Source organism: Ekhidna sp. (assembly GCF_963691765.1).
In the GTDB taxonomy this organism is placed as follows: Bacteria; Bacteroidota; Bacteroidia; order Cytophagales; family Cyclobacteriaceae; genus Ekhidna.
This window is the reverse complement of record NZ_OY829375.1, coordinates 3724211-3749119: the sequence shown is the minus strand read 5'-3', so window position 1 is coordinate 3749119 and position 24909 is coordinate 3724211. Positions and strand designations below refer to the sequence as shown.

General features: G+C 38.8%; 13 protein-coding genes and 1 pseudogene. 6 read left to right on the top strand and 8 right to left on the bottom strand.

Features of this window, described 5'->3' with window-relative positions; all coding sequences use genetic code 11:
- Nucleotides 1-6: 6 nt before the first annotated feature.
- The 6 genes from ACY650_RS16905 to ACY650_RS16880 all read right to left on the bottom strand — a co-directional run bounded on the left by ACY650_RS16905 (nucleotide 7) and on the right by ACY650_RS16880 (nucleotide 8982).
- The gene (locus ACY650_RS16905; protein WP_462247798.1) at nucleotides 7-426 is read right to left on the bottom strand and encodes a hypothetical protein; all 420 of its coding nucleotides are present in this window, start codon (nucleotides 424-426) and stop codon (nucleotides 7-9) included.
- A 29-nt stretch (nucleotides 427-455) separates the two neighbouring features.
- Entirely contained in the window at nucleotides 456-4814 is a 4359-nt protein-coding gene (locus ACY650_RS16900; protein ID WP_462249225.1) for a hypothetical protein, read from the bottom strand.
- A 365-nt stretch (nucleotides 4815-5179) separates the two neighbouring features.
- A complete protein-coding gene (locus ACY650_RS16895; RefSeq protein ID WP_462249223.1) occupies nucleotides 5180-5698 on the bottom strand; it encodes a hypothetical protein in 519 nt (172 codons plus the stop codon).
- A 59-nt stretch (nucleotides 5699-5757) separates the two neighbouring features.
- The gene (locus ACY650_RS16890) at nucleotides 5758-6225 is read right to left on the bottom strand and encodes a hypothetical protein (protein WP_462249221.1); all 468 of its coding nucleotides are present in this window, start codon (nucleotides 6223-6225) and stop codon (nucleotides 5758-5760) included.
- A gap of 100 nt (nucleotides 6226-6325) precedes the next feature.
- The gene (gene ispG / locus ACY650_RS16885; protein WP_462249219.1) at nucleotides 6326-8272 is read right to left on the bottom strand and encodes a (E)-4-hydroxy-3-methylbut-2-enyl-diphosphate synthase; all 1947 of its coding nucleotides are present in this window, start codon (nucleotides 8270-8272) and stop codon (nucleotides 6326-6328) included.
- Complete coding sequence (locus ACY650_RS16880; RefSeq protein ID WP_462249217.1) at nucleotides 8269-8982, bottom strand: SDR family oxidoreductase; 714 nt, start codon at nucleotides 8980-8982, stop codon at nucleotides 8269-8271. Before ACY650_RS16880 ends, ispG begins: the two co-directional genes overlap by 4 nt.
- 71 nt (nucleotides 8983-9053) lie before the next feature.
- On the opposite strand from ACY650_RS16880, the gene ACY650_RS16875 reads away from it, so the two are divergent.
- The 6 genes and pseudogenes from ACY650_RS16875 to ACY650_RS16850 all read left to right on the top strand — a co-directional run bounded on the left by ACY650_RS16875 (nucleotide 9054) and on the right by ACY650_RS16850 (nucleotide 18137).
- Nucleotides 9054-9797 (top strand): MlaE family ABC transporter permease, encoded by a 744-nt coding sequence (locus tag ACY650_RS16875; RefSeq protein WP_462249215.1) that lies wholly within the window; start codon nucleotides 9054-9056, stop codon nucleotides 9795-9797.
- Nucleotides 9794-10543 carry an ABC transporter ATP-binding protein gene (locus tag ACY650_RS16870; RefSeq protein ID WP_462249213.1) on the top strand — a complete coding sequence of 250 codons (750 nt, stop codon included), beginning with the start codon at nucleotides 9794-9796 and terminating at the stop codon, nucleotides 10541-10543. The genes ACY650_RS16875 and ACY650_RS16870 overlap by 4 nt, the downstream gene beginning before the upstream one ends.
- 174 nt (nucleotides 10544-10717) lie before the next feature.
- Nucleotides 10718-11896: pseudogene (locus ACY650_RS16865) on the top strand (ABC transporter permease); the annotation flags it as partial.
- The gene (locus tag ACY650_RS16860; protein ID WP_462254423.1) at nucleotides 11870-13111 is read left to right on the top strand and encodes an ABC transporter permease; all 1242 of its coding nucleotides are present in this window, start codon (nucleotides 11870-11872) and stop codon (nucleotides 13109-13111) included. The pseudogene ACY650_RS16865 and the gene ACY650_RS16860, both read left to right, overlap by 27 nt.
- Nucleotides 13112-13254: 143 nt before the next feature.
- On the top strand, nucleotides 13255-17103 hold the full coding sequence (locus ACY650_RS16855) for a PKD domain-containing protein (protein WP_462249211.1): 3849 nt from the start codon (nucleotides 13255-13257) through the stop codon (nucleotides 17101-17103).
- On the top strand, nucleotides 17103-18137 hold the full coding sequence (locus ACY650_RS16850) for a PorP/SprF family type IX secretion system membrane protein (RefSeq protein ID WP_462249209.1): 1035 nt from the start codon (nucleotides 17103-17105) through the stop codon (nucleotides 18135-18137). Before ACY650_RS16855 ends, ACY650_RS16850 begins: the two co-directional genes overlap by 1 nt.
- Here the strand turns inward: ACY650_RS16850 and ACY650_RS16845 are convergent.
- Both ACY650_RS16845 and ACY650_RS16840 read right to left on the bottom strand, forming a co-directional pair.
- On the bottom strand, nucleotides 18134-21601 hold the full coding sequence (locus tag ACY650_RS16845) for a hypothetical protein (protein WP_462249207.1): 3468 nt from the start codon (nucleotides 21599-21601) through the stop codon (nucleotides 18134-18136). The genes ACY650_RS16850 and ACY650_RS16845 overlap by 4 nt on opposite strands.
- Nucleotides 21513-24863, bottom strand: a complete 3351-nt coding sequence (locus ACY650_RS16840) for an ATP-binding protein (protein ID WP_462249205.1) — start codon at nucleotides 24861-24863, stop codon at nucleotides 21513-21515. The genes ACY650_RS16845 and ACY650_RS16840 overlap by 89 nt, the downstream gene beginning before the upstream one ends.
- Between the last annotated feature and the right edge of the window lie 46 nt (nucleotides 24864-24909).

The window sequence follows — 24909 nt, the reverse complement described above, 5'->3', positions numbered from 1 at the left end:
GGTAGGTTAGTTTTTGGTGAAAATTGATTCTTCTACTAGGTTATTGAATGGAATCTCCCAGTCGAGCCTAAGTTCAGTGTTGGTATAGAGACCTCCTGTAATGGTTGTCTCGCCAGCTTCAGTACTAAATGTGATTGGCTCAATGCTACCATCACAATTTACATTTAGCGTGACTTCAACAACTGCTCTTCCAAAATTTGAAAGAAAGCCTGCCGAAAAATCAGATATTTTCAATTGATCATCGGCAACTTTTGTAAACGCAACAGAAGACGCCGAGCCATAGGCGTCAAATGATCCTTTGGTTGTTTCACCACTGTAGGTAGCTGTTTCAAGTGATGCACAATCTTGAGCAGCCGCATCATACAAGAAAGTTGTAGTAATTGTAATGAGTATAATTCGTATATAATTATTGATAATGTTTTTCATTTCTCTAGTATTTTGATTGCTGGCTTAGATTATTGACAAATACACTTGGTCCCAGATAGTACACAGCCTGGATCACATGGGTTACCGCCTCCGCCTCCGCTTCCGCCAGAGCCATCATCTCCAAATTGTCTGACATCAATGATCTTGGTCGGACACGATGGATCAAGGTAGTTTACTGTGATAGTGCCTTCCCTTGTATCATTGACGAAATAATCATCGAAACTCACCTTGATGTATTCGGAAGTGATCTCATCCACACTAAACCAACTATGACTTGGAACAGCAGTGCTAACAGGCAAGAAATGATTGATCGAATCTTGAGAAGATATTGCGTTAAAAATGATAAGTGCCGTTGGTAACGGATTTGTTACAATGTATCTTGTCTTAATACGCTGAACCGTATTTCCATAGTAAGGACTGGTCATTGTCAGCTTAACCACCATGTCGGTATTGGTAACATTTCCAAAAACATGATCGAAAGAAGGTTCGGTGCTTACCACCTCATTTGCGATCTTCCATTCATACTGTATTTCCTCCGGACGATATGCTGACAAACCAGATACGGAAATGGTATTTATGGCATCATTATCTGCACACCCAACTATCGAAATTTGTCCTGTAAATGGTATTTCTTCGACATCAATAAATTCAGTTTTTTCCAGACTATTAAAGCTGATATTCGAGACTCGGAGCGTTACTGGAACATTGGTTCTCTCGGTATCAAAAACATGCGATACGGTTGCTGACCCCTCGTAGATCGTCCCATCGATGTCCCAACGATACGTTGTATTCCCAGTCAAGGCTGTGGTGATGTTGGCAGTGAAAGTAACAGTCGATCCTTGAATCAGATCTCCACTGATATCAATACTGCCTTCTATGGTTTGTGGCGCATTGGTATGATTATAATTATACTCCTTCACCAATTTATTTTCATTGTCCTTGACAAGCTTTAACCTGTTGTAGTCATCAAATTCGAACAATGTCTTACGCTCATTGGGATCTCTCATTTTCGTCATCCCAACCCCATCTTTGTATTCGTAGGTTGTAACAAAAGCATTGGAAAGGTTATTTACAATGGTATTATGTTGGGCATCGCTATATGCTCTACCTCCATCACCAATTAGTGAAGTTGAACCTCCTAGGCTTGTTAAAAATTCAGCATAAGTTGCTCCTTCGGCTACTGCTATAATGTGTCCACTTCCATATCCATGGACGTAAGTAGAAGCAATCCCAGAAGTGTTTTGAATTTCTCGAATTCTATTTCTACTGTCATACTTCAATACCTTAGTCACCTGAGGTTGTCCCCCTGGTTGGCTTATGGAAATTTCTGACGGCAAGTAGTATGTGGCGAAATCAGCATACGTAGTTTCTTTGCGAGCTAGTTCTATTTCACCACTTCCATCATCAAACGTTTCTTTCAAATATATCGGTTCTGCTATTCTATGCCTAGCAAGCAAGTAGTTCATAGCAGATGATTGATCAGAAACATCATGTGGATAATCATAGTAAAAAATATTACTGGTACCATCGCTATTGATCGTTTCACTTTTGGTTACTTGATAGTGATCACTGCTTCCATATTCATTAACTGTACGAACCATTAATGAGTCTCCGCTTTCTGGGAAATAATCAACAGTGGTTGAAGAAAGGTTTTTCATCCAATACCTTCTTGCTCCACCAACTTGTCTATAAAAATGACTAACCGGACCAGGGTAACAACGAACCAAGTGCAAACCGTCTATACCACATCTTTGGGTTTCCCCTACCAGATATCCCTCTGAACCTCCAGCATGCGAGGCTAGAAAATCTACTGTATTTGAAGGCGCTCCCATAAAATAATAGGTTGAGGATGATTGTGAATCCTTGTATAATCCAACATCTACAAAAGCATCATCTACATAACTAAACCAAAAGGCCTTGGATGGTGGATCCAACGAAGTATCTATTTCTAGAGCCTCAAAATCATTTTCTACTTTCTTTACTAAATCAAACTTTTGAAGGCTCTGACTATATCTAAAGTATTTCGTGCTTTTATTTATTCCATTCAGAGGCTTAATTAACGGTAGTGGATATTGAAGCCTCCCTTCTGACTCATTGTAATAATTGTATTCCGTTTTTCCATTGAATGTTGTTTCCGTTCCATCGTATGAAAGTTCAGTTACCGTTGGATAGGTAACCTCATACCTGGTAGGTGTATTTAAGTTGTGCGAATACCGTTGAAGAGCATTGCACGTTACCGGATGTTCTCCAGCCCCTGAGACATTCGGAGTTTCAAAATATATCAATTTCTCAAAAGCAAGTCCTCTATGAAATTCGCCATTCCCATATTGAAGTTTCCTTACCTTAACTGCTACATTTTCTTCATTCTTGTCTACTATTCTCCCAATCCTAAGCGAACCCAAATCTTTGATTAATTCACTGTTAGTTGTAACGTATTTTCCAACGGCTAGATTTACTTGAATACTCGGATCTGAGTTTACAACCATTATGGAGTAGGTACCTGTTTCAAGGTAGATTCCTTCCTCTTTTTCATCAATCTCAGGAGTGTTCACTTTGAACAATAATGGCTCTTCATACAGGTCACAGTAGTCATCTCTATCACCTTCGTAAAAAAAGGCTTCAATCAGCGGATCAACACCTGGAGTCCCAATACGCTCGTACTTCACTCTGTAATAACCTTCCTCATCAATGGTAAATGTTTTCATTTCAATATCAGGAATGATATCAGGAGTTAAATCATCACAATAAGAGAATGGATTACTTGCAATATTTTCTGGCGTAGAACCACCACTTAAGCCCTCAGATCCAGCTACCTCAAATCGTGTGAAACTTTGCCAATAGGTCGTTGTATTTGTTTCATAGAAATACTCCGATGAACCACCGGTTGGATAAGTAACTGTACGAAGCGTCCCCACTTTACTGTGGTTAAATGAGAAATCTCTATTGCCAGCATCCGTATTGTGATTATCAAATTCAGGATTCACCGGAATTAGTGATTTATTACTATTCTCGCCATTATAATATCCCAGCCAATCTTGAGCCATTGAGGTTCTTGATGGAACATCTTCTGGAGAAAAGTAGGTGAATGAATATTCTTGAGGCTTAGTCGTCTGATCATATAGAGCGACTTTATCTAATTTGAGTCTCGAATCATGCTCATGCGTTGAGGTCGGATCCCCGAAATAATCGTGATGCAATTTTACGCGGTTCAAAACCTCATTTTCATGATTTTTTATTTGTATATTCTTTAGCGCATACTGACCTTTTAAATCAATTCTCTCTGAAAGATCATATTCGAAGGTTATCAGTTTATTACTACTACTGCCAATGGCAATACTTTCTAAAAATCCTTTTTCTATCCTGTAAGAACTCGAATTGCTATGATTGGTTGAAGTACTTTGGAAACAACTTCCATAAGATTCATTATGTGTGTCAGTTCTTGATGTTTGACTAAAATACGACTGCTCCTGATCGTACGATTGTCTAGTTCCATATTCAAAATGAATGGCGTCTTTACCATCATAGGAAGAGATTTCTGTGAGGTTCCATGCTGAGTTATATTTAATTACATATTCTAAATCAATATTCTCGGTGTAGCTCAATGTTGATTCAATACTATTTGGTGAGCTATGTCCTCCAAATTTATAGGTAGTACCCATCTTATCGGTAATAACCCATCCTACAATAGGCTTTGAATTTTGCCAATTACTGAATATTACTTCAACGTCTATATCCGGGTGTTCTAGGCAAAAAGCTGTATTGTTATCATAATCTATATATATGGTACCAGATAACCCATCAACTGAGAATGTGTATGAATCAGGAACGGTCTCTAACGACTTAATTTCAATATCTTCCTTAAAATCAAAATAATCTTCAAGTATTCCGGAGCTTTCGGTAAAATGAACACCCTCATCCATTCCATTATTTCGGAAATAATTGAAATAATAATTTACCGTCTGATTACCATAGCTCGCATTGCTATAAAATGGCTCATAGCTATGCCCTTGAGTATGATCATCAGGCAAATTATGTACATTTCTCACCACTGAACCACCAGCTCTCAAATTCCATCCTAGTCCCACATTAGATGCTATTTGGGTCACTTGAATGCCGGGAGAATAATCCAGTGAAATACTGTGGTTCAACTTACCATAGCTTATATCATAAATTGGTACTGAAATATTAGGCTTGCCTGTGTAGTATGAAATCGCATGGTTTCCATACTCCGCAAACGCTGCTGCCTCCGGAGATGGCGGCGGCATTATCAGATTTTCACCTCCTCTTATTTGCCCAAAGCCAGTTTGAGCAATGGTTACCAGTATAACCGAGGTTAAAACATGTTTTATGAATCGGGTCATCGTGTTAGGTTGTTTATATGATCTCATTAAATACTCTTTTAAAAGAATTATCAACTGTGTCAAAACCTCGGCATCAGTATTTTGCTAATGCGCAGCTGTTGCACCTCTATTTATTTTCATCAATAGATTTACATCCCAGTTAAATGGATGGGGCCAACGATACGTTCTTGGTGCAAAGACGGTGATGTATTATCAAATGATAATGCAGCAAGTATAAATGGAATTTTCAGAATTACATATACCCTATTTTGGGTATTTGTGAAAAGAGTTATCAAAATAACATTTCGGCAACATGAAATATACCGGAACGCCTTTCTATTCATTAGCTAACTAAATACTAAAGGCGTAGAGAATCCTACGCCTAGTGGGGGGGGGCAAGACGCATTAAAACATTAATTACAATTTGATTGATATAGACCCTTTAATCTCGTCACTCTTTCAGAATCTTGGCTGATATAGATTTCACAGAAGATATCAGATTCATTTTTTGAAATAGTTTCGATTTCATCGAAATAAGCTTCAGCAAAATAGCCATCTACAAACTCAGACAATAAAATATATTTAGTAAGCACCTTCTTATCTCCTTCCTTAGATTTCATGACTATTAATTTATTCAACCTCTGAAATGATTTACTGGTTGATTCATCATAGTCAAACGCATAGAATATTGCTGCATCATCTCTATTACTTGGAATTGCATGGACTAATTCATCTGAGCTTATCTCCTTTCCTTCTTCGAGTTTTTTAAGTACTAATCTGACCTGATCCTCATAAGTTTCTTGTAAAAGAATTGCCGAATTGGCCTTACAACCTAAAGTAATGAAGATTCCAAGCAAGAGTGCTAGCACTTTCATTAATAGCATTGTAAAATTTGGAGAAGCATTCATCGCATTAAAAATATAGAAACTCACTCATCCACCCTTTAAAACCAAAAAAACCACCAACAATGAAGAAGGTGGGTTTAAAGATATTAGTAAGATCGTTCCAAAGGGATTTGAAGTTCTTCGGCTAATCTTTTCATCTCTGAACTGAACCAGCTATAATCAGTCTTGGTACTTAATTCTAGCTTTTTATTATTATCGTATAACAAGGTTCCTGTATAAATGAAGTAATCAGCTGTTCTGTCTCTAGCGCGTTGATTTGCATTGTATGTGTACCGCTGCTTATCAATTCTTATACTATGCAAGGTTCTGAATCTAAGATACTTCCCAGACTTAATAAGAAAGACAAAAAATAAATCCTTGATTATTTTGTTTTGAGTATCTATGATCGTCACATACTTTGTTGTGAAAAAGTAAAGAATCACTAAGGCTATAATACCAACAAAAATGAATGCTTGAAACCAAAAAAGAAGATAGATGTCCAAGGCACCTAAAATGATCAAAACTGTCCATCTCATGCCGTCTGAAAAATAATGATCTTCAAATCGTACTTCCATTTTCCTAAAATAGTTTAATGATATGAAAATCAAATATTACTCTATTCTCAACCCACTAAACAAAAGTCAACCAACAAATGCATGTGGGTTTTGAAAAATCCTAAACCTCAGCACCCTCAGGTTCAACCCACCGTCCGTGCTCTTTGATGAGTTCGATAAGTTCGTCTAACGCTTGCTCTGATGGAACTCCTCGTTTAACAACTTCCTGCCCTTTGTACAATGTGATCTTTCCTTTACCGGAACCAACATATCCAAAGTCCGCATCGGCCATCTCTCCAGGACCATTTACAATGCATCCCATGATTCCAATTTTGACTCCTTTTAGATGGTCAGTACGCTTACGAATCATCGCTGTGGTCTCTTGCAAATCGAAGAGTGTCCGACCACATGACGGGCAAGAAATATATTCCGTTTTTGTGATCCGTGTACGTGCTGCTTGAAGAATACCAAAGGCCGTGTTGTTGTACAATTTTAATTCCTCAACCGTTGAAGCGTCATTAGGGGAAAGCATGATACCGTCACCAATGCCATCGACATACAAAGTGCCCGCATCGGTGGAAGCGTGTATCATCAATTCATCCTCAGACAGCGAAGCATAACCTTGTCTCAAAACTACCGGCACCTTCAAATCTCGGTTAATGAGCTCAACGACGAACCTTCTGATACTTGCAGTGGCATGAGACTGTCCAGAATACAGTATAAGCACCGTATTGGCCGTTTTTTCAACAAAACCAAAGATTGTTTGGTCGTAGTTATCTGTATCTACCAATATAAAGTTTAACTTCTCATGAAGCGTTTCAACTTTTTGTAAATCAGCAATTAATGGAAACTTATTTACTTGATCACTGCCTGATACCCATACTTCGTAATCTTGGATCTCTTTGAGTCCATTTGGCAACATAAAGTCAATGGGATTAGCACCGGTATAAATGTAATCTGCACCCAAATCATTCATCCCCCATTTATCCAATTCTGGCAAATAGCTATGACCTACAGACTTTAAATCTTTCACTTCAACTTTCGCCAATTTTGAAAAATCAGCAATGACTCTAGGTACATTTTCGTTGCCAAAATTAAATACTTCCTCCGTAGCTCTCCGGTGATATTCGTATGGATCAATGGCGTATTTTTCGATTGGATCAATCGGCTTTTGGTTTACTTTTTCAACCAGCCTGTCGACCATGATTTTTGCTACCGGTGCTTCCACTTCTGGCTCTTCAGTGAGGGATACCCGAACCGTATCTCCCAGTCCATCTTCCAGCAATGTACCGATACCTACCGCAGACTTTATCCGGCCATCTTCAGCTTCTCCAGCTTCAGTCACACCAAGGTGCAAAGGGTATGGCTCCAGTCCTTCTTCGTCAAGTTTATTTACTAACAAACGATAGGCTTGCACCATCACCTGAGGATTACTACTCTTCATGGAGACCACCAAATCTTTGTAGTCCATGGCTTCACAAATGCGAATAAATTCCAATGCGGATTCCACCATCCCCAAAGGTGTATCGCCATACCGACTCATGATTCGATCAGACAGTGAACCGTGATTGGTTCCAATACGCATTGTTGTATTGTTGGCCTTACAGATTTCAACAAGTGGTGAAAACTTATCTTCTATTCGCATCAGCTCATCGGCATACGCTTGATCTGTATAATCGATTTGTTCAAATTTCTTTTTGTCTGCATAGTTGCCTGGATTCACTCGCACCTTCTCCACAATGGTAGCTGCTAGCTCTGCAGCATTTGGTGTGAAATGAATGTCCGCCACCAAAGGAACATCACATCCTCTTTTACGAAGCTCATTCTTGATGTTTTCCAGGTTTTGCGCCTCCTTAATACTTGGAGCTGTGATACGCACGTATTCACACCCAGCCTCAACCATTCTTAGGGTTTGCTCTACCGAACCCATCGTGTCCATCGTATCGACTGTAGTCATTGACTGCACTCTTATTGGATTGTCTCCACCTAAGGGCACATCTCCAATAAATACTTCACGAGTCTTTCTCCTCGAGTAATGGGTAAGGCTATTGCAATACTTTTGGATCATATATCTCCTAATTGAGGTCTTAAAACTATGTCTTCAATGACAGTACGCTCACTCAACTCATAAGTGGCGTGTATGGTTTCAGCAATATCCGACGGTTTCATGAATCGTTCTTCAGGTAAATCTACGCCGTCCCAACTGGGTGTTAGAACAGCTCCTGCTAACACTGATGTTACCCTAATCCCAAATTCCTTCAGCTCCTCCCTCAATGCCTGAGAGAATCCATACATAGCAAACTTGGAAATGCTGTAAGAACCACCATTCGGATAAGCTTTCAAGCTAGCAACAGAACAAATATTGAAAATATGTCCTTTCTTCTCTTTTTTCATTTGCGGGATAACTCCTCTGGAAAGATGATACGCGCTATATAAATTGGTATTCATCATCTTTTCCAAGGTGCCTTCCTCCTCTTCATGCACTAACCCTGGAATGAACACTCCGGTATTATTGATCAAAACTTCCACTGGCTTCCCAATCATTCTTACAAACTCAATGAAATCGTTTACTTTCTCTTGTTTTGAAAGGTCTGCAGCAAAAGTGTGAATCCTCAATTCAAACGAATCATTAATCTCATCTCTCAATGCATTTAAGTCTTTCTCGCTCCTAGAACAGGTTGCAATGGCATATCTATCAGCTGCAAATCGTTGGATAATCGCTTTCCCAATTCCCTTGGTTCCGCCCGTTACCACAACTAATCTCTCCGAATTATTCATTTTATACTTTTCGGTTATTCCTATAGGTGTTATGTTTGACAAAGCTAACAATCTTAGCGAACGAAAGCTTCATGAAGAGTTTAGGTAAATTCATCATTTTTTTAGGTCAGATATTCGTCCGTAGAGAATCCTTCAGGACCTATCTCACACGTATAGTGGACGAAAGTATCAAAGTGGGCTATAACTCGGTTTTTATCGTAGTGATAGTATCTGCATTTATGGGAGCAGTGACAACTGTACAAACTGCCTATAATTTGATATCACCGCTCATTGCGGACCCCATCATTGCGCTTGTGGTACGTGACATGACACTACTTGAGCTAGCTCCAACGATTACAGCTATCGTTTATGCAGGTAAAGTAGGGTCTAACATTGCAGGTGAGCTTGGCACAATGAAGATCACCGAGCAGGTAGATGCTTTGGAGGTAATGGGTATCAATGCGACTTCTTATTTGGTGCTTCCAAAAATCGTTGCTTCCATTCTAATGTTTCCAGTTTTAGTTACCATGGCAGCATTTGTGTCTGTATACGGTGGCTACTTGACGGCATTAATTACAGGTGTAATCTCAGGAAACGATTACATTCTGGGTATTCAAATGGATTTTATCCCGTTCCAAGTAACATTCGCTCTTGTCAAAGCAATTGTATTTGGATTCCTTGTAGCAGCCATTAGTTCATACAAAGGATATTATACTACCGGTGGAGCATTAGAAGTCGGTCAGTCTAGTACAAATGCCGTAACAAGCAGTTGTATTGCAATACTTGTTGGCGACTACTTATTAGCGTATTTACTAGCTCCCCTACTCCAACTATGATTGAAGTTATAGACATATCGAAATCATTTGACGGGAAACAGATCCTCCACAACATCAACGTACAGTTTGAGACCGGTAAAACCAACATGATTATTGGCGCAAGTGGTACAGGTAAAAGCGTGTTGCTTAAATGCATTGTTGGATTAGTAAATCCAGATGAAGGTCAGGTTCAGTTCAACGGGCGTAGTATGGCAGGAGCTTCCAAGAGCTTACAAACAGAGGTAAGACGTGAAATGGGCATGCTTTTTCAAGGAAGTGCTCTATTTGATAGTCTAACCGTCGAACAGAATGTGATGTTTCCGCTTAATGTGTTGACCAAACAAAGTGCTGAAGAAAAAGCTGACAGGGTGAATTTCTGTTTGGAACGTGTAGGTCTCGAAAACGCTCATAAGAAAATGCCTTCTGAGATTTCGGGAGGAATGAAAAAACGAGTAGGTATTGCCCGAGCAATAGTTACAAACCCAAACTACCTGTTCTGCGATGAGCCTAATTCTGGTCTCGATCCACAGACTTCAATAAAAATTGATAATCTAATCAAGGACATCACGGATGAATATGAGATGACAACCGTTGTGGTTTCTCATGATATGAATTCAGTACTAGAAATTGGAGATAAAGTGAACTTTATGCACCAAGGGAAGATCCTTTGGACTGGCCCTAGTAGCGAGATAGGTGACTCTGATGTTCAAGAGCTAAATGATTTCGTCTTTGCCGGTCGCCTGATGAAAATGGTAAAAGGCAAGTAGCACCTATTTGCGACCTTCTGAAACTTATTCTTGACCTCATACATCTAAAATGTAACTATTGAGATTACAATCAGTAGAACTTTTAGAAACCTCTCTCTTACAACTATGATCAAGAACTACCTCCTTACCTCTCTAAGACACTTAGCAAAGTAAAGATTTTTCACGTTTCTAAATGTAATTGGCTTAGCAATAGGCCTTTGCGCATTTTGGCTAATCAATCATTATGTTACTTATGAAAGAAGCTATGAAAACTTCATGAGCAATGGTGATGACATTTACAGAGTGCAGTTAGATGTCTATCGCAATGGAGAGTTGGTATATAAAAGCTCAGAAAACTATGCTGGAGTTGGAGCTGCGATGAAAGAAGAATATCCTGAAGTTGTTGAATTTGCCCGCCTATACAATATGGGGTCTAAGAATAATGTAATTATTACTTGGGAACAAGCACCTAATGGACCTGTTGTATTCAAGCAGCAAAAATTCTTATACGCAGACGCTTCAGTTTTAAGTCTCTTCTCGTATGAAATGGTACAAGGTGATAGAGATGTAGCACTAGCTGAACCTTTCACTATAGCTATCTCCGAAACAATGGCAAAAAACTATTTTGGAGATGAAGACCCAATGGGTAAAACACTTCGCCTGGAAGATGATGATTTTAATGATGAACCTTGTATTGTAACTGGTGTTTTTAAAGATCACCCAAACAACACTCACTTAAAATTTGATGTACTTATCTCCTTCCCCACAATTTATGGTCGATATGATGGTGCACTAGAACGCTATAAAACCGGTTGGGGTAGAAAAGACTATTACACGTATGTTCAATTAGAGAAAGGAACGGATCCAAAGGAATTCGAAACTAAACTTCCCAGTTTGGTTAGTAAATACAAGCCCGAGCTTGTTGAACAAAATGGCGAAGATGTTCTTCTTCTTCAACCAGTAAAAGAAATCCACTTAACATCAAGGCTTACAGATGAAGCAGAGATAAATGGTAATGGTGAGGCTGTAGACTATCTAGCCATAATCGCATGGTTTATCATTATTGTAGCATGCATCAATTATGTAAATCTGAGTACTGCAAAATCTGTAGAAAGAGCAAAAGAGGTTGGTTTAAGAAAAGTCGTGGGATCTCAAAAATCACAATTGATCATTCACTTCTTAATTGAATCTAGTATCATTTTCTTATTGTCAATTGTGATTGCTTTCGGATTAATACTGATTGTGAATCCCATGTTTAACAACATCGCTGGAACCCCAACTTCTTATATTATCTGGTCACAATCATGGTTTTGGACGAGTGTATTAATATTCTGGCTAGGAGGATCAATGATTACAGGATTCTATCCTGCATTGGTATTATCATCCTTTAGACCTGTGGAAGTGCTAAAAGGAAAGTTTAAAGGTAAAGGCGAAGGGATTTTCTTGCGTAAAGCATTGGTTGTCTTACAATTCACAACATCTGTATCATTAATCATCGGTACTTTAATCGTCTATGAACAGATGAGTTTTATGAAGAGTCAGGATCTAGGTTACAATACTGATCAGATCATGATAGTTGAGCGTCCTGCAACAAGAGATACTTCAAATGTCCAAGCCCAAAACGACTACCTATCATTTAAAAATGGTCTTGCTGATCAACCACTAATATCCGGAGTAGCTGGGTCTGGAATGCTTCCAGGTAAAAAACTAAGGTTCAAAACTCAAGTACGAAAACTGGATCAGGATGCTGAAGATGCTACCACATTCGCATTTAGCAGCATCGACTATGATCTCTTCGATTTAATGGAAATGGAAATGCTTGCAGGAAGAAATTTTTCTAGAGATTTCATCAAAGATCCTGATACCGCGATTGTTGTTAACGAGTATGGCGCACGCGCTCTGGGATATTCACCAGATGAGATCGTCGGTAAATACGTATCAATTGACCAGTTTAGATGGAAACCACAAGTGGTTGGCGTGCTAAAGAACATCCACAATGAGTCTTTGCAAGAGGCTATGCAACCTCTCGGATTCTTTCTACAGCAATACAATCATGAGTACATGATGGTAAAAATGAGTTCCAACAATGTCAATGAAACCGTTGACATAGTCAAAGCGCAATGGGATAAAAGTTTTTCAGGTAATCCGTTTGAATTCTTTTTCCTAGATAGCTACTTCGATAGCTACTATCATTCCGAGAAGAGCTTCAGTAACTTGTTCTTAATATTTACCATCCTTGCAATTGCAATTGGTTGCCTAGGGCTTTTCGGTCTCTCCTCCTACACTGCAGTGCAGAAAACAAAAGAAATTGGCATTCGAAAAGTTCTTGGTTCCTCCACTACTGGAATCTTACAATTAATGTTCAAAGACTTTCTTATTTTAATCGGGCTAGCAAACCTAATTGCCTGGCCTACAGCATGGTATTTCCTAAATAGCTGGCTAGACAACTACCCTTACCATGTTTCCATCAATTTCTTGTTTTTCGGAGTAGCAGCCTTGCTCGTATTACTTATTGCATTTATAACTGTAAGTTTTCACACGTTTAAGACAGCTCAGCTTGATCCTGCCAAGACGTTGAAATACGAATAGTATGTTATTAATTCAAGTATCAGACCCCATTTTCACGACAAAAAATGAAATAATTAGCGATCCCAATACAATAATTCCAAAATAATAGCATCATAGAAATATTCAAATGAGTACATTTGATCTTTGAATAATACCATTCTGCTATGATCGCCAGGCTGTACCTCACCATTACAATGGCCTTGATCGGACTGCTGAGCTATGGGCAATGCAGCTTATTGAGTACCACCATAAGCGTTGATTTCAGCGCAGACGGAACATGTGCGCCCGTTACCGTAAACACCTTCACTGTAACATACACGTTTAATGCTGCCCAAAACCCAGCTGACATTGAAATACAGTTTATTTGGAATGATCCAGGCAACACTACAGAAATAGTAAACGGCGCAGGACTTGTTGTTTCCAACGCAAACAGAACCTTTCAAGCAACTGCAACTCCTTTCCCTTATCCGGATACCGGACCTGAGTGCTTTTTTGAAGCTCAAGCATTCATCATAGTTGCTGGAGATGTGTGCGAAACATCAGAGCAAACGCAGATCGTTCCCTCATGGAATTTTGACGATGAAAATGGTGGGATCATTGCTTTCGATCCAGGGCAATATGACATGTGTGAAAATACTGCACTAACAAATCAAGTATTTGCGGATGCCTCCACTTTTAATTGTAACATCAATGATAATCCAGACAACCCAAATCAGATTTCCAGGTGGGTTCAATTTGTATACGGAACAGACCCAGCACCTGGTGTTGGTAGACTCAGAGATGTAACTGTCGATGACGGAGGTCTTGTGGTGGTCACGGATAATGCAGGGGATTTAGCTACACCCTTGACAAGAGGTACTGGAGCGCTAATGGTAACTGCAGGATATTTTGGTCCAGTCGAGGAAGTACCTTTTCCTGCTGATGTACCAATACATACCACCTTCCCTATTTCTGCGCCAGCAAACGCAGCCAATGTAGTTGGAACCACTTTTGAAGTCACACTATATAATTGGAATACATGTAATCCCTTCAATGGAGATCAAATAAATCCTAACTACGAAGATGCTGTTACAGAAACACTCGTAATTGAGGTAATCCCACCTCCTGCCCCAAATTTTGTAGCAAGAGATGGAGGTCCTGGAGGAGCAATACTGACAGAATTTTGTATCAATGCTGACATTTACTTTGACAACCTTACTGCTGGTGGGCCATATGACTACTTTTGGGAATTTTTTGATGGACCTCTAGACACGGATCCATTGGCTGGAACATCTGCTGATGTCAATCCTACTTTTAATTTTGATTCAGGAGGCCCAAAACTTGTTCGTCTTACAGCAACAGATCCAAATGCCGATGGTATATGCGATGTAGTTTACGAAGATTTTGTAAATCTATCTCCAGATGCAGTAGCAGACTTTGAGTTTTACGATGGAGGATTTACGGCACCTACGAATCCAGATTTTTGCCAAACTGGAGGAGATGCTTTTACTGTTGGATTTAGAGACAACACCATCGATCAACCAAACACAGAATTCAGATACGAATTTTACAATGAGGCGAATGTGCTTATAAGTACTCAGCCGATAGATGGTTCATATCTTCCAGATCCTGTTCCTGATTTTACAAGAACATTTTCAGCCGAAGAATATACCATTGTGCGACTGGTTGCAAGAAACACATCTACCCTATGCGGAAGTGAGGATCAAGATACTGTATTCGTTTATGGAAGGCCGCAACCAGACTTTTTAGCCAACGAAGTGTGCGCTGGAAGTAGGACTTCTTTCTCAACAATTGCAGATCCAATTACAAGTCTTACCAATCGAGTAAATGATGATGAAGTAAACCTCTACGAATGGGATTTTAGCTATGATGGTATTTTCAATATTGAGTTAATAAGAACAGACAACAGCAATTTTGATTGGTTTTTAGATGGCACTGATATAGCTACTGGCGCAGAGCCAGCAACATCCATTAACGGAACATATACCGTGGCTCTTAGAATGACAACAGAAAAAGGCGGCTGTTCTGATCTGATCATTCAAACAATCACTATCAATGAAAATCCAGACTCACAGCTTTCGCATGACGCAATAGCTGATGTCTGTCCTGGGGATGTTATCACTTTTACTAATGACTCAAATAATCCCACACTGCCTGGCACTACTTATAGTTTAGAGGTAACTCACCCACCATCAGGATTTACATCTTCCATTCCCATAACGGACATCAATACTCCATTGACCTTCACAAATCCCGATGATACTACACGTACCTATCAAGCTCAAATAAGGGCTGAAACCACGGATGGCTGCTTCACTTTTAGCCCAGTTGAAAGCTTTCGGATTTCTCCTGACGAAGAAGCTGAATTCGATGACCCTGCATATGATTTCTTCAACACAAACTGCTCTCCCTGGAATAGCACGATGATCGTTGAACCGGAAACGCAAACCTTAGATGCAGATCTTTATCGCTGGACACTTATTAATGTCAACGGCGTCCTTGATGGCTACCCGATAGTAAAAAACAATGGCGATGCAAATTTTCATGAGCTCGACTATGAAATTGTAAATACCTCCGCAACCATTATGAATTATGCGATGGTTTTAGAGGCTGAGAAAGCCGGCGTCTGCATTACCAATGACACGTTTAACATCCAAATTAGTCCTCAGCCAATTGCTTCATTTACAGCTGAACGTACAGAAGATTGCGACCAGGTCAACTATACTTTGGAAGCTACACAAAAGGGCCTGTCAAATTATGCTTGGACATTTAATCCAATCCCAGATGCAACATTTGGTGGAGATGACGAAATTCAGATCTCTTACAATAGAGAAGCAAATGCAGGCAATGACATAAATGCTCAAATCACCTTAATAACTGCCAATTTAGCTTCTTGTGAAAGTGATCCTGAAACCATCAATGAACTAATTGAAAAGCAGCGTCCTGCAAGTACTGTTGATTTTACCTTATCTACTACAACGCTTCAACTGCCAGAAAACACGGTGACTATTACCAATAATAGTACAACTGGGCTAACCTACGAATGGGATTTTGGGGATGGCAATACATTTAATGGATTCGATCCAGGAAATCATGAGTATAATCAATTTGGAACCTATGAGATTACACTTTCTGTCATAGATGATTTCTGTGTAATCGAATCGACACAAACCATCACTGTACTACCTACAGCACCCATTCTTGATTTTGAAGCGGACGTGCTTGAAGGATGCGCTCCTCTCACGGTTCAATTCACCAATCTATCCCAATTTGCTGCTCCTGGAGAATATTTATGGGAGTTCGGTGATGGTAGTATCTCGCGATCTGACAATCCCACGCACACATTTTTTGCAGGTGGAGATTTCACAGTTCGTCTAAGAGGTCAAAACGAGGTGGGCACAAACTCAGAAATAGAGAAGGAAGCGTACATATCTGTGTATGCGAGACCCTTTGCTGATTTCTTAGTTTCCACACGTGTAGTTTATATACCGGATCAAGAAGCAGTATTTAAGAATTTAAGTGAAAATGCCACGTCCTATTTGTGGAACTTTGGAGATGGAACCACGTCCACAGAATCTGACCCAAGACATGCATATACCAACGAAGGGTTTTATGACATCACACTCATTGCGACAAATGATTTTGGGTGCATTGACACACTGTTTAGGTCTGCTGAGGTAGAAGCCATATCAGGCGGCCAAGTAAACACACCGAATGCATTTACTCCTAGTTTAAACGGACCTTCCGGAGGTAGCATTGGAAGCGGCGGGGATGACCCTTCCAGAATCAATGACATTTTCCTACCCAGACTTGAAGGCGTAGAACGCTTCAAAATGTTCATCTATAACAAATGGGGAGAACTAATTTTTCAAAGTAACTCGCAGGATAAAGGTTGGGATGGATATTACAGAGGGCAACTGGCACCATCTGGAGCTTATGTTTATAAACTAGAGTTGAGGTTCTCTGATGGGCGAGACTTTGTAAAGGTTGGAGACGTAACCCTGATTCGTTGATGCAAAAACTCACCTTATATATCATCATCATACTAACCTTATCGTTTGCATCATTTTCTCAGGACGCACAGTATTCTCAGTTTTATGCAAACCCCATTTATCTGAATCCTGCATTCGCAGGAACAGCACAAGATACACGGGCCGTGTTCATACATAGAATTCAATGGCCTAACCTTCCACAAGCGTTTTCAAATTCAACCGCTTCTATTGACTACAATGCTCATGACATAAACAGTGGGTTTGGATTGATTGTACATTCCGATGCAGAAGGAACTGCAGGTTTGCGAAGTACAACTGGGTCTTTTATCTACACATATGAAGCTAATCTGAATAATAAAATCATCCTAAGACCAGCATTGAAGTTTGGATATACATTCAGAGATATTGACAGAAGTAAATTGGTGCTGGGCGATCAGGTAGACTTTGGAGTTGATGGCACCCCTTCCCAAGATCCTCAAATCAACTCCATTCGTTTAAAAAACCATTGGGACATTGGAGCCGGACTACTGATTTACACCAAAAAGAACTGGATTGGCATAGGCATCGATCATTTAACTCAGCCGAACCGATCGCTGCTTGAAGGAGAGGATAATTTACCAATAAGATATTCAATACATATAGGTAGCAGATATCCTTTGCAAAAATTGGTGAATATTGGCACTTTGGTACCTTCAATAGCTCCAAGCATTTTGTACAGGCGACAAGGATCCTTCCAGCAAATTGACGCAGGCGCCACCGTGCATCTTCAACCAGTACTCATTGGGCTTTATTATAGAGGAATGCCTTTCATAAAAAATGAATTTGGACTGCTTAACCAGGATGCAATCATCTTAGTAGCTGGAGTTGAATATGCAAACTTTGAATTCGGATACAGTTTTGATTTAAACCTCTCTAAATTAAATCCAGTTGCTGGAGGCGGGGCTCACGAATTCTCTCTTATCTATAATTTTAAAATGCCTAGAGATCCGTACAAAACTCCAAGCAGTAAAAAGAAACTACATTGTCCCGCTTTCCTTCAAAAAATCAACAACTAGAAGAAAGCGGTTACTTGAACGTTCCCCGTATGTATCGCTCCCGCATCTTCCGATTTCCTTCCATTATATAACAATGATATCTGCATACCCTTAGAGAGCTTTTGCTGCCAATTCACTTGCCATGTCTGATTACTACCAGGCTGCAAAGCATCTAAAAGCAAATAACCCAAATAAGATGTTGGGTCTCCAGTAAAGTCGATTTGTAAAACAGAAAAAGAACCTCTTACCGATCCTATACCTGTCTGATTCCACGTAATCTCTGCCATATATATCTTAGAAGTGGCAGTCTCTGAACTTGATTCTACAAACTGATTTCGCTTAGTCCGGCGTTCAAAACTACCAACCGCTCTAAAGACATTAGAAGGTTGCCAAATTAGTTGTGGTCGATAGGAATTAGAGATTATTTCAAAATTCCTTGAGTCCAAGAAATCAGACTCATTTAAGAGACTGCCGATTGAAGTTGTTACCCTTAATGTGTAATCCGGACTGAGATCTACTTTGGCATTCGATATCCATTCCTTCTTTTCCCTTGTTTCGAAACCTTGAGTAAGTAATTGCTTGTTGTCTGAAGTTTGATAGGTAAAATCACCTGCAAATCCATTTCCATTACGATTATAAAAGAGTGTATATCTCTTAGCATTTTGAGTACTAATCAACTCTTCGTCATCTAAGGATATGGCGAAAGGATTTAGTCGATCCATATAATCATCAGAGGTTGTCTTGAAGTTCACATTGAAATTAATATTAGCCGAAAGCTTAGATGCGAACCCCTGGAGCCCTTTCGAATTCCTCCAACTGTTTGGCAACCTGACATCAATAGTGTGTAAATAAAATGTTTGGAATGCTGTAGTATAGTCATCTGTTGGCGTAAAAATCTTTACAAAATTTCGCTCATCAGGATTTATTGCTTCAAAGAACTCATTTAAGTCTTGTACGCCATCACCATTGGTATCACGCCAAGTATGTGTCCCCTCTCCCGTTGTTACTGGCAAATAGATAAATTCTCGCCTCAGCTCACGACTATTGCCAGTGGAAAAAGAAAAATTGGAGCGAACATTCCGATCAAACATGGATTGTATCCAATTGATACGTCCATTGATAACTTCATCTTGTCCAAGATTTAAATTCAGTTTATCATCAACCCTACGGTAGTTGAAATCTGCAACCACATTGGATTTTTTAGTATTTATCGCATATGATGCATTTAAATTCTTGGAGAAGAGATAATCCTGAAGTTCTCCATTTACAGGTAAACGATCCTGACGAAGTTGATAACCAATACGATAAGTAGATTTAGAAGAATCCGTACTTGCTAAATAGAACTCACTGGCTCTGTAATTCATCAAAGCACTTACTACGCTATCTCCTTGCGAAATGCTATTCTCATCCATTTCGAAAATATAACCTGGGGCAAAACGCCATTTCCTATAGCTCACATCAGACCGAGACCTTACCCAACTAGTGGTACTTTCAAGCTGATCATTGGACAAAAAGAAATGCGTTGATGATAGTTTTAAGTTGGAGACTTCTTGATTAAAATCGATCTGTTGCTGCCATCCATCAATAAATGAAGATCGTTTCCTACGGTTAACAGATGCCTCAAGCCTGTTTGCTTCATTTTTTCTAAGTCCAGCCTTAAAAAAAAGAATCAAATCATCTGATGATTCATTTAAATCTGGTGAATAATTCCAATCTCTATCGAATAAAATCGGTCTATATCGATCAATAAAGGTAAAATCCTCTTCATCGTATTCAACGGACACAGAACCGACCCATGAATACCCATCAATAAATGAAGGTCTCCCATTTGTTGATATTGAGGTGAAATAGCCTCTGCTTACATTATCATCGTCTTGAAGGTTAGAATATAAGTTTCTATCCGTATTTGAAAATGCTATCTCAGCGTTTAGCAATTCGTAAGGTGAAACTTGAACTTCACCACCCAATGAAACCATCTGCCTATTATTGGGAAGAGGGATAAACGCACCTGGCTGATAATTTCCTTGTGATTGACCTCCTTTCGGAGAAACCCACTCATACACTCTGCCATTTGCAGTTGTCTGGCTCAATACGTAGTCTCCATTTCCAAAACCTACCTCAGAGAAAGATGGACTAAACAGTGTCTGAGTATTATCGGAAGAAAATTCAAAAATAGTTAGCCCCATACCATCAGAATCAACAGTATCTTTTTGGACATACAAAACTCTATTTTCTGAAAATTGGACCGAATCGAACCCTGTAATAAATGCTTGATCCGTATTGTCTCCCAAAGATCTCAATGTATTGAGATCATCTTCATTTATGTTGAAACCAAAGCTTGTATTGGGATTGTCTCTTTCGCGATAAAAATTACCAAACAACTTAACCTTTTCGTTTGAAAGCGATTGGTGTGCAGAAATATTGGATCGGCTGTAAAACTGCTCGGCGTATTCAAAATCAACACGGATAATAGTGAACTGTGTAATGACAATATGATTATTAAACGTAATCTCACCAAGATTATAGTCTATCACATAATCTCGATCAAATCCACGTTCCATCAACTTTCCATCTATAAAAACCTTTTCAGAATTTGCTAGTACAATGATGAATCGTTCGCCATTTGGGCCTCTTAATTTGTATGGACCTGATAGCCCATCTATAGCTTCTATGGTCGCTGAATTAAACTTCCCTTTCGACAATGCACCTGAAACTCTAGTTTCATGCCTCCATTTTCCAGTTTGACCTCTATAACTGGCTTGAAGTCCCTGCACATTTTTAAAATACCTTAAAAAATAGCCTTTATTGATAGGTTGCTGCAATACAATATCTCCGGCTGTTAAGTCAAACTTATCGTTGTATAACTTGATGAACACATTGTCAAAATCCCTGATCTGTTGGGTATTACCCTCTGGCTGATACGGAATATTTTGATCTGTTATCACCGCAGATATATTGAGGTTTTCATCCAACTTACCTTCCATCTGCAGATTTAAGGTAGAGTTTACAAATAGGCTTTGTCTATTCCCGAATGATACACCTCTAGAGATTGCTCCATACTTCTGCACACCACCAAACTCAAACAACTCCTCTTTTTCAATTGTAGGATTGCGTTCGATGACATCTATTTGACGAGAGTCGTCATAGTTTGATAGATTCCTATTTTGATAAGTTTTGGTAACAAGCTCTGATAAAATTCGATAGCATACTTCAACTTGATCGTGAGTAGAATTTATGAAGATGCTTTGCGTAGAATCATTCCAGCTGTAAGTAGCATTTATACTGATCGATCCAGGTTCTATCAAAACAGAATCAAGAAGGATCTCCTGATTGGTAGGAATGGTTTTGCATTTCAAATTTTGCGCAAATCCAGTAGAAACGCTCAGGGATAAGAAACTACTTACTAACCAAAGGCATAGTAATAAAAAACGTGGTGCCTTCACCTTGCTCAGATTCAAACCATATGTTACCGCCTGCGTTTTCAATACCTTTTTTTGCCAATGCCAGGCCTATTCCACTCCCTGTTGATTTTGTACTAAAATAGTTCAGGAATATCTTATCTTTTAACTCCTCTTGAACTCCTCTTCCATTGTCTTTGACAGTTAAAACTCCTTTTCCTGATTTTATTTTTAATGTAACATGTATTTCTGCTTGCTTACCCTCCATAGATTGAATGGCATTTAAAACGACATTATTGTGTATCCTTCTAAAAATATCAGTATCTGCTTCAATAAATATATCATCCTCGATATCAGAAGAAATTGTCACTTCTTCTGCATTGTATAATTCTACAACACGCTTAACAAGTCTTCCCCAATCAAAAACTTTGTTATCTGGGGCTGGCATCTCAGCAAATGCAGAGAACGATTCGGCTATTTGACTTAATGTATCAACTTGGGTAAGTAGTGATTTTAAAGTCTCATGTTCTTTAGATTCTGTCTCATGCTTTCTCAACATCTGCTGAATCTTAAGCTGCATTGGCGTGAGTGGATTCTTAATTTCATGAGCAACTTGTTTTGCAATTTCTTTCCAAGCCGTCTCCTTTTGACTCTTTGCTAAAGCTTGTTTACTATCCTCAAGCTTGACCAACATTTGATTATAGTCCTTTACAAGCGAACCAATTTCATCTGTAGATTCATAATCTATTGGCTTATTCACCTCTTGTAGTGTAACGCGACGAATCTTATCAGCAACCATTCTTAATGGCTGTAGCAGATTATTCAATACAGCATTTCCAAATGCAATAGCAATAATGAAAATGAAACCAAATATGGTTATTAGGTTTCCAAAAACTTCTATTTGCTGCCTTCTCAAGTGATTTTTTGAATCAAAGAACGGCATTGCTATGAATCCAGCTACATGATGTTCAGCAGTATTGATTACTGCATAACAAACCTTATAATCCAACCCTCCCACAGATTCATCTGCAATCATACTTTGATTCTCCTTCGAAACTAGTTCTTCAAAGACAATAGGATTAATCAAATTACCTTGAAGATTTAGATTGAATATTTCAGGTTGACTAGTAGCTACCAAATGGCCAGATTCATTGTAAAAGCTTAAATCCGATTGAATATAGCTGCTTATCTCGGTCAAATGATAGGCCGCTCTTTCGTTATTTACTTCCTCGATATCAGTAGATAGAATTTCAGAAATGTATAGTGCCTGTTTGATATAGCTTCGATTAATTTCCTCCCGATACGATGTATTCAAAGTATTAAGAAGTGCGAATCCGGCAATTAGAAGAGGTACAACAAATGCCATTCCGAGAAACAGTTGGATTTTACTTGTAAAGTTGAGTTTGAATCCACGTTCAATTATCGAGTTGAGAATACTAAAGAGAGCGAAAGAGAACAACAGGAGAAGGAAGAGAAAAGAAAAATTGGTGATTCTATCTCTTGCGTCATATTTATCAGATATTATCAGAATAGTTCTGCCATCATCGGTCTTCACTCCATAATAATGACGCTCATTCTTTTCAATACCATCTATATAAAGTCTGGTTCTTTCGAAATCTTCGTGAACCGGCCATTCCCCTTGCCCAAACTTGCTTCTATGGAATAGAATATCATCACCTGCAAATACGGCATAATCAAAATCATTAGTTACCGAAAAGTACTTATTGTCAGTTAGTAGAGCCGGATAAACACTAGTAGGTACTCTTTTTTTAATTTGAAAAATAATTAGTCCAACAAGGTCTCCGAAATGGATTTTACAGGTGTATTTAAAAGCTGTACCCTCATCAATAAAATATATATCCTCATAGTCAGATTCATTGTCGGAAGTCAATAGGCTATACTCTCTAACAAACCTTGGATCGAATCTTAACTCTTGAAAATCTTGAAAGAGAATTTCAAGGTCATACTTATTGAAGTATGGTGATACAAATTCACTCCGAATTTTTTCTTCGAGATCCTCTCTACTTCGCTCGCTGGCTATTAATTCTAAATTAGTATCGGCAGAAAGTTTCTTGATGGTTTGATCTAAGTAATACTCACCCAAAACATCTCTCTTGAGAAGTAAGTAGTTGGCAAATTTCTTTTTTGCATCCAATACAGCACCTTCTTCATACTTGTATATACAAAACGCCATTACAGCGGAAATTCCAACGCTTACAATTAGAATAAATAGTAGATTGGAATAAGAGAATTCTTTGAAAGACTTTGCCCATTGATATCTGATAGAAATCAATAAAACAGAAACGTGGACAAAACTAAATGTGATTGACAAGACATCCAGAACACCCATAACGAGTGCTGATATTAATGCCCCTACAAAAGCATACGTTGTAAAGTGACTCTTTCTTATTAACTGTAAAGCCAGGTATGTGAAGTAAAAATATCCTGTACTAGCAAGGAGTATACAGATGTATGCAACCGAACGAAGAAGATCGAATTGAATAGACTGACCAACATCTAATGACAATTGAGAGTTGCTAATTATACTCCAGGCTACATGCAATACTAATCCAGAAAGTATGGTATTAATTCCACTAATAATGCCTACTCCCCTTTTTGACTTTTTAAGATTCTGTAAATACTTGGCACTTGAAACGATTATTAAAAGAAGGATAACACAGTTAATCAGAAGATCTCCTAAAGTTGGATTCACAACTGATGAGGTGTACTTGAGAGGATTGAATAATTCATACCGGAAGAAAAGTTGAAACACCTCGAATTCCAACGTTAGATATCTTAAGAAGAAAATAAGAAAAAATGCTTTCCAAAATGCTTTAACACTGTATTTCGAAAACTTCCAATATTCTCCAAACAGTACAATAAGAACAATAAAAGCAACCAAAGCATCAATCATTCTATTCGGCATGCTCGATACTTCAAAAGCAAGGATATCCATGTATCTATAACTACCACTGTTGGCAGACATGCTACTTACAGACTTATCTAAGAGTCGACTTGTACGATCACCAAGATATTGATTGGATATAGAATACCTCTCCTGTAATTGATGGCATGAAAGGTAGGTACAATCTTGATCTGAGACTTGTTGAATTAGGAAGATTCCTAATTCATTTTCAACTACTTGAATAGAATCATTAGAGACAACAGAAACGAAAGGGCGATTATCACTCCAGTCTTCAAGACGTCCTTTGCATAGTGTTCGTTTTCTAAATTGCTCATCAGCATTTTCTCCAGACTTCCAAGCCAATAGATCCTGATTTTGTCTTATGACTATTTTGTCTAAACTGGCAACGACTCTGCTACTATTTAATTCATTCCAATCAATCAAAAAATGATTAATTAAAAATGCCAATAGGCAGGCAATGAGTAAACCG

What these genes read in the sequence shown, in the direction of transcription:
- ACY650_RS16870 (WP_462249213.1), top strand. Translation starts at nt 9,794, where the DNA reads ATGATTGAAGTTATAGACATATCGAAATCATTTGACGGGAAACAGATC.
- ACY650_RS16880 (WP_462249217.1), bottom strand. Translation starts at nt 8,982, where the DNA reads ATGAATAATTCGGAGAGATTAGTTGTGGTAACGGGCGGAACCAAGGGA.
- ispG (WP_462249219.1), bottom strand. Translation starts at nt 8,272, where the DNA reads ATGATCCAAAAGTATTGCAATAGCCTTACCCATTACTCGAGGAGAAAG.
- ACY650_RS16860 (WP_462254423.1), top strand. Translation starts at nt 11,870, where the DNA reads ATGATTACAGGATTCTATCCTGCATTGGTATTATCATCCTTTAGACCT.
- ACY650_RS16850 (WP_462249209.1), top strand. Translation starts at nt 17,103, where the DNA reads ATGCAAAAACTCACCTTATATATCATCATCATACTAACCTTATCGTTT.
- ACY650_RS16905 (WP_462247798.1), bottom strand. Translation starts at nt 426, where the DNA reads ATGAAAAACATTATCAATAATTATATACGAATTATACTCATTACAATT.
- ACY650_RS16890 (WP_462249221.1), bottom strand. Translation starts at nt 6,225, where the DNA reads ATGGAAGTACGATTTGAAGATCATTATTTTTCAGACGGCATGAGATGG.
- ACY650_RS16900 (WP_462249225.1), bottom strand. Translation starts at nt 4,814, where the DNA reads ATGAGATCATATAAACAACCTAACACGATGACCCGATTCATAAAACAT.
- ACY650_RS16875 (WP_462249215.1), top strand. Translation starts at nt 9,054, where the DNA reads ATGAAGAGTTTAGGTAAATTCATCATTTTTTTAGGTCAGATATTCGTC.
- ACY650_RS16855 (WP_462249211.1), top strand. Translation starts at nt 13,255, where the DNA reads ATGATCGCCAGGCTGTACCTCACCATTACAATGGCCTTGATCGGACTG.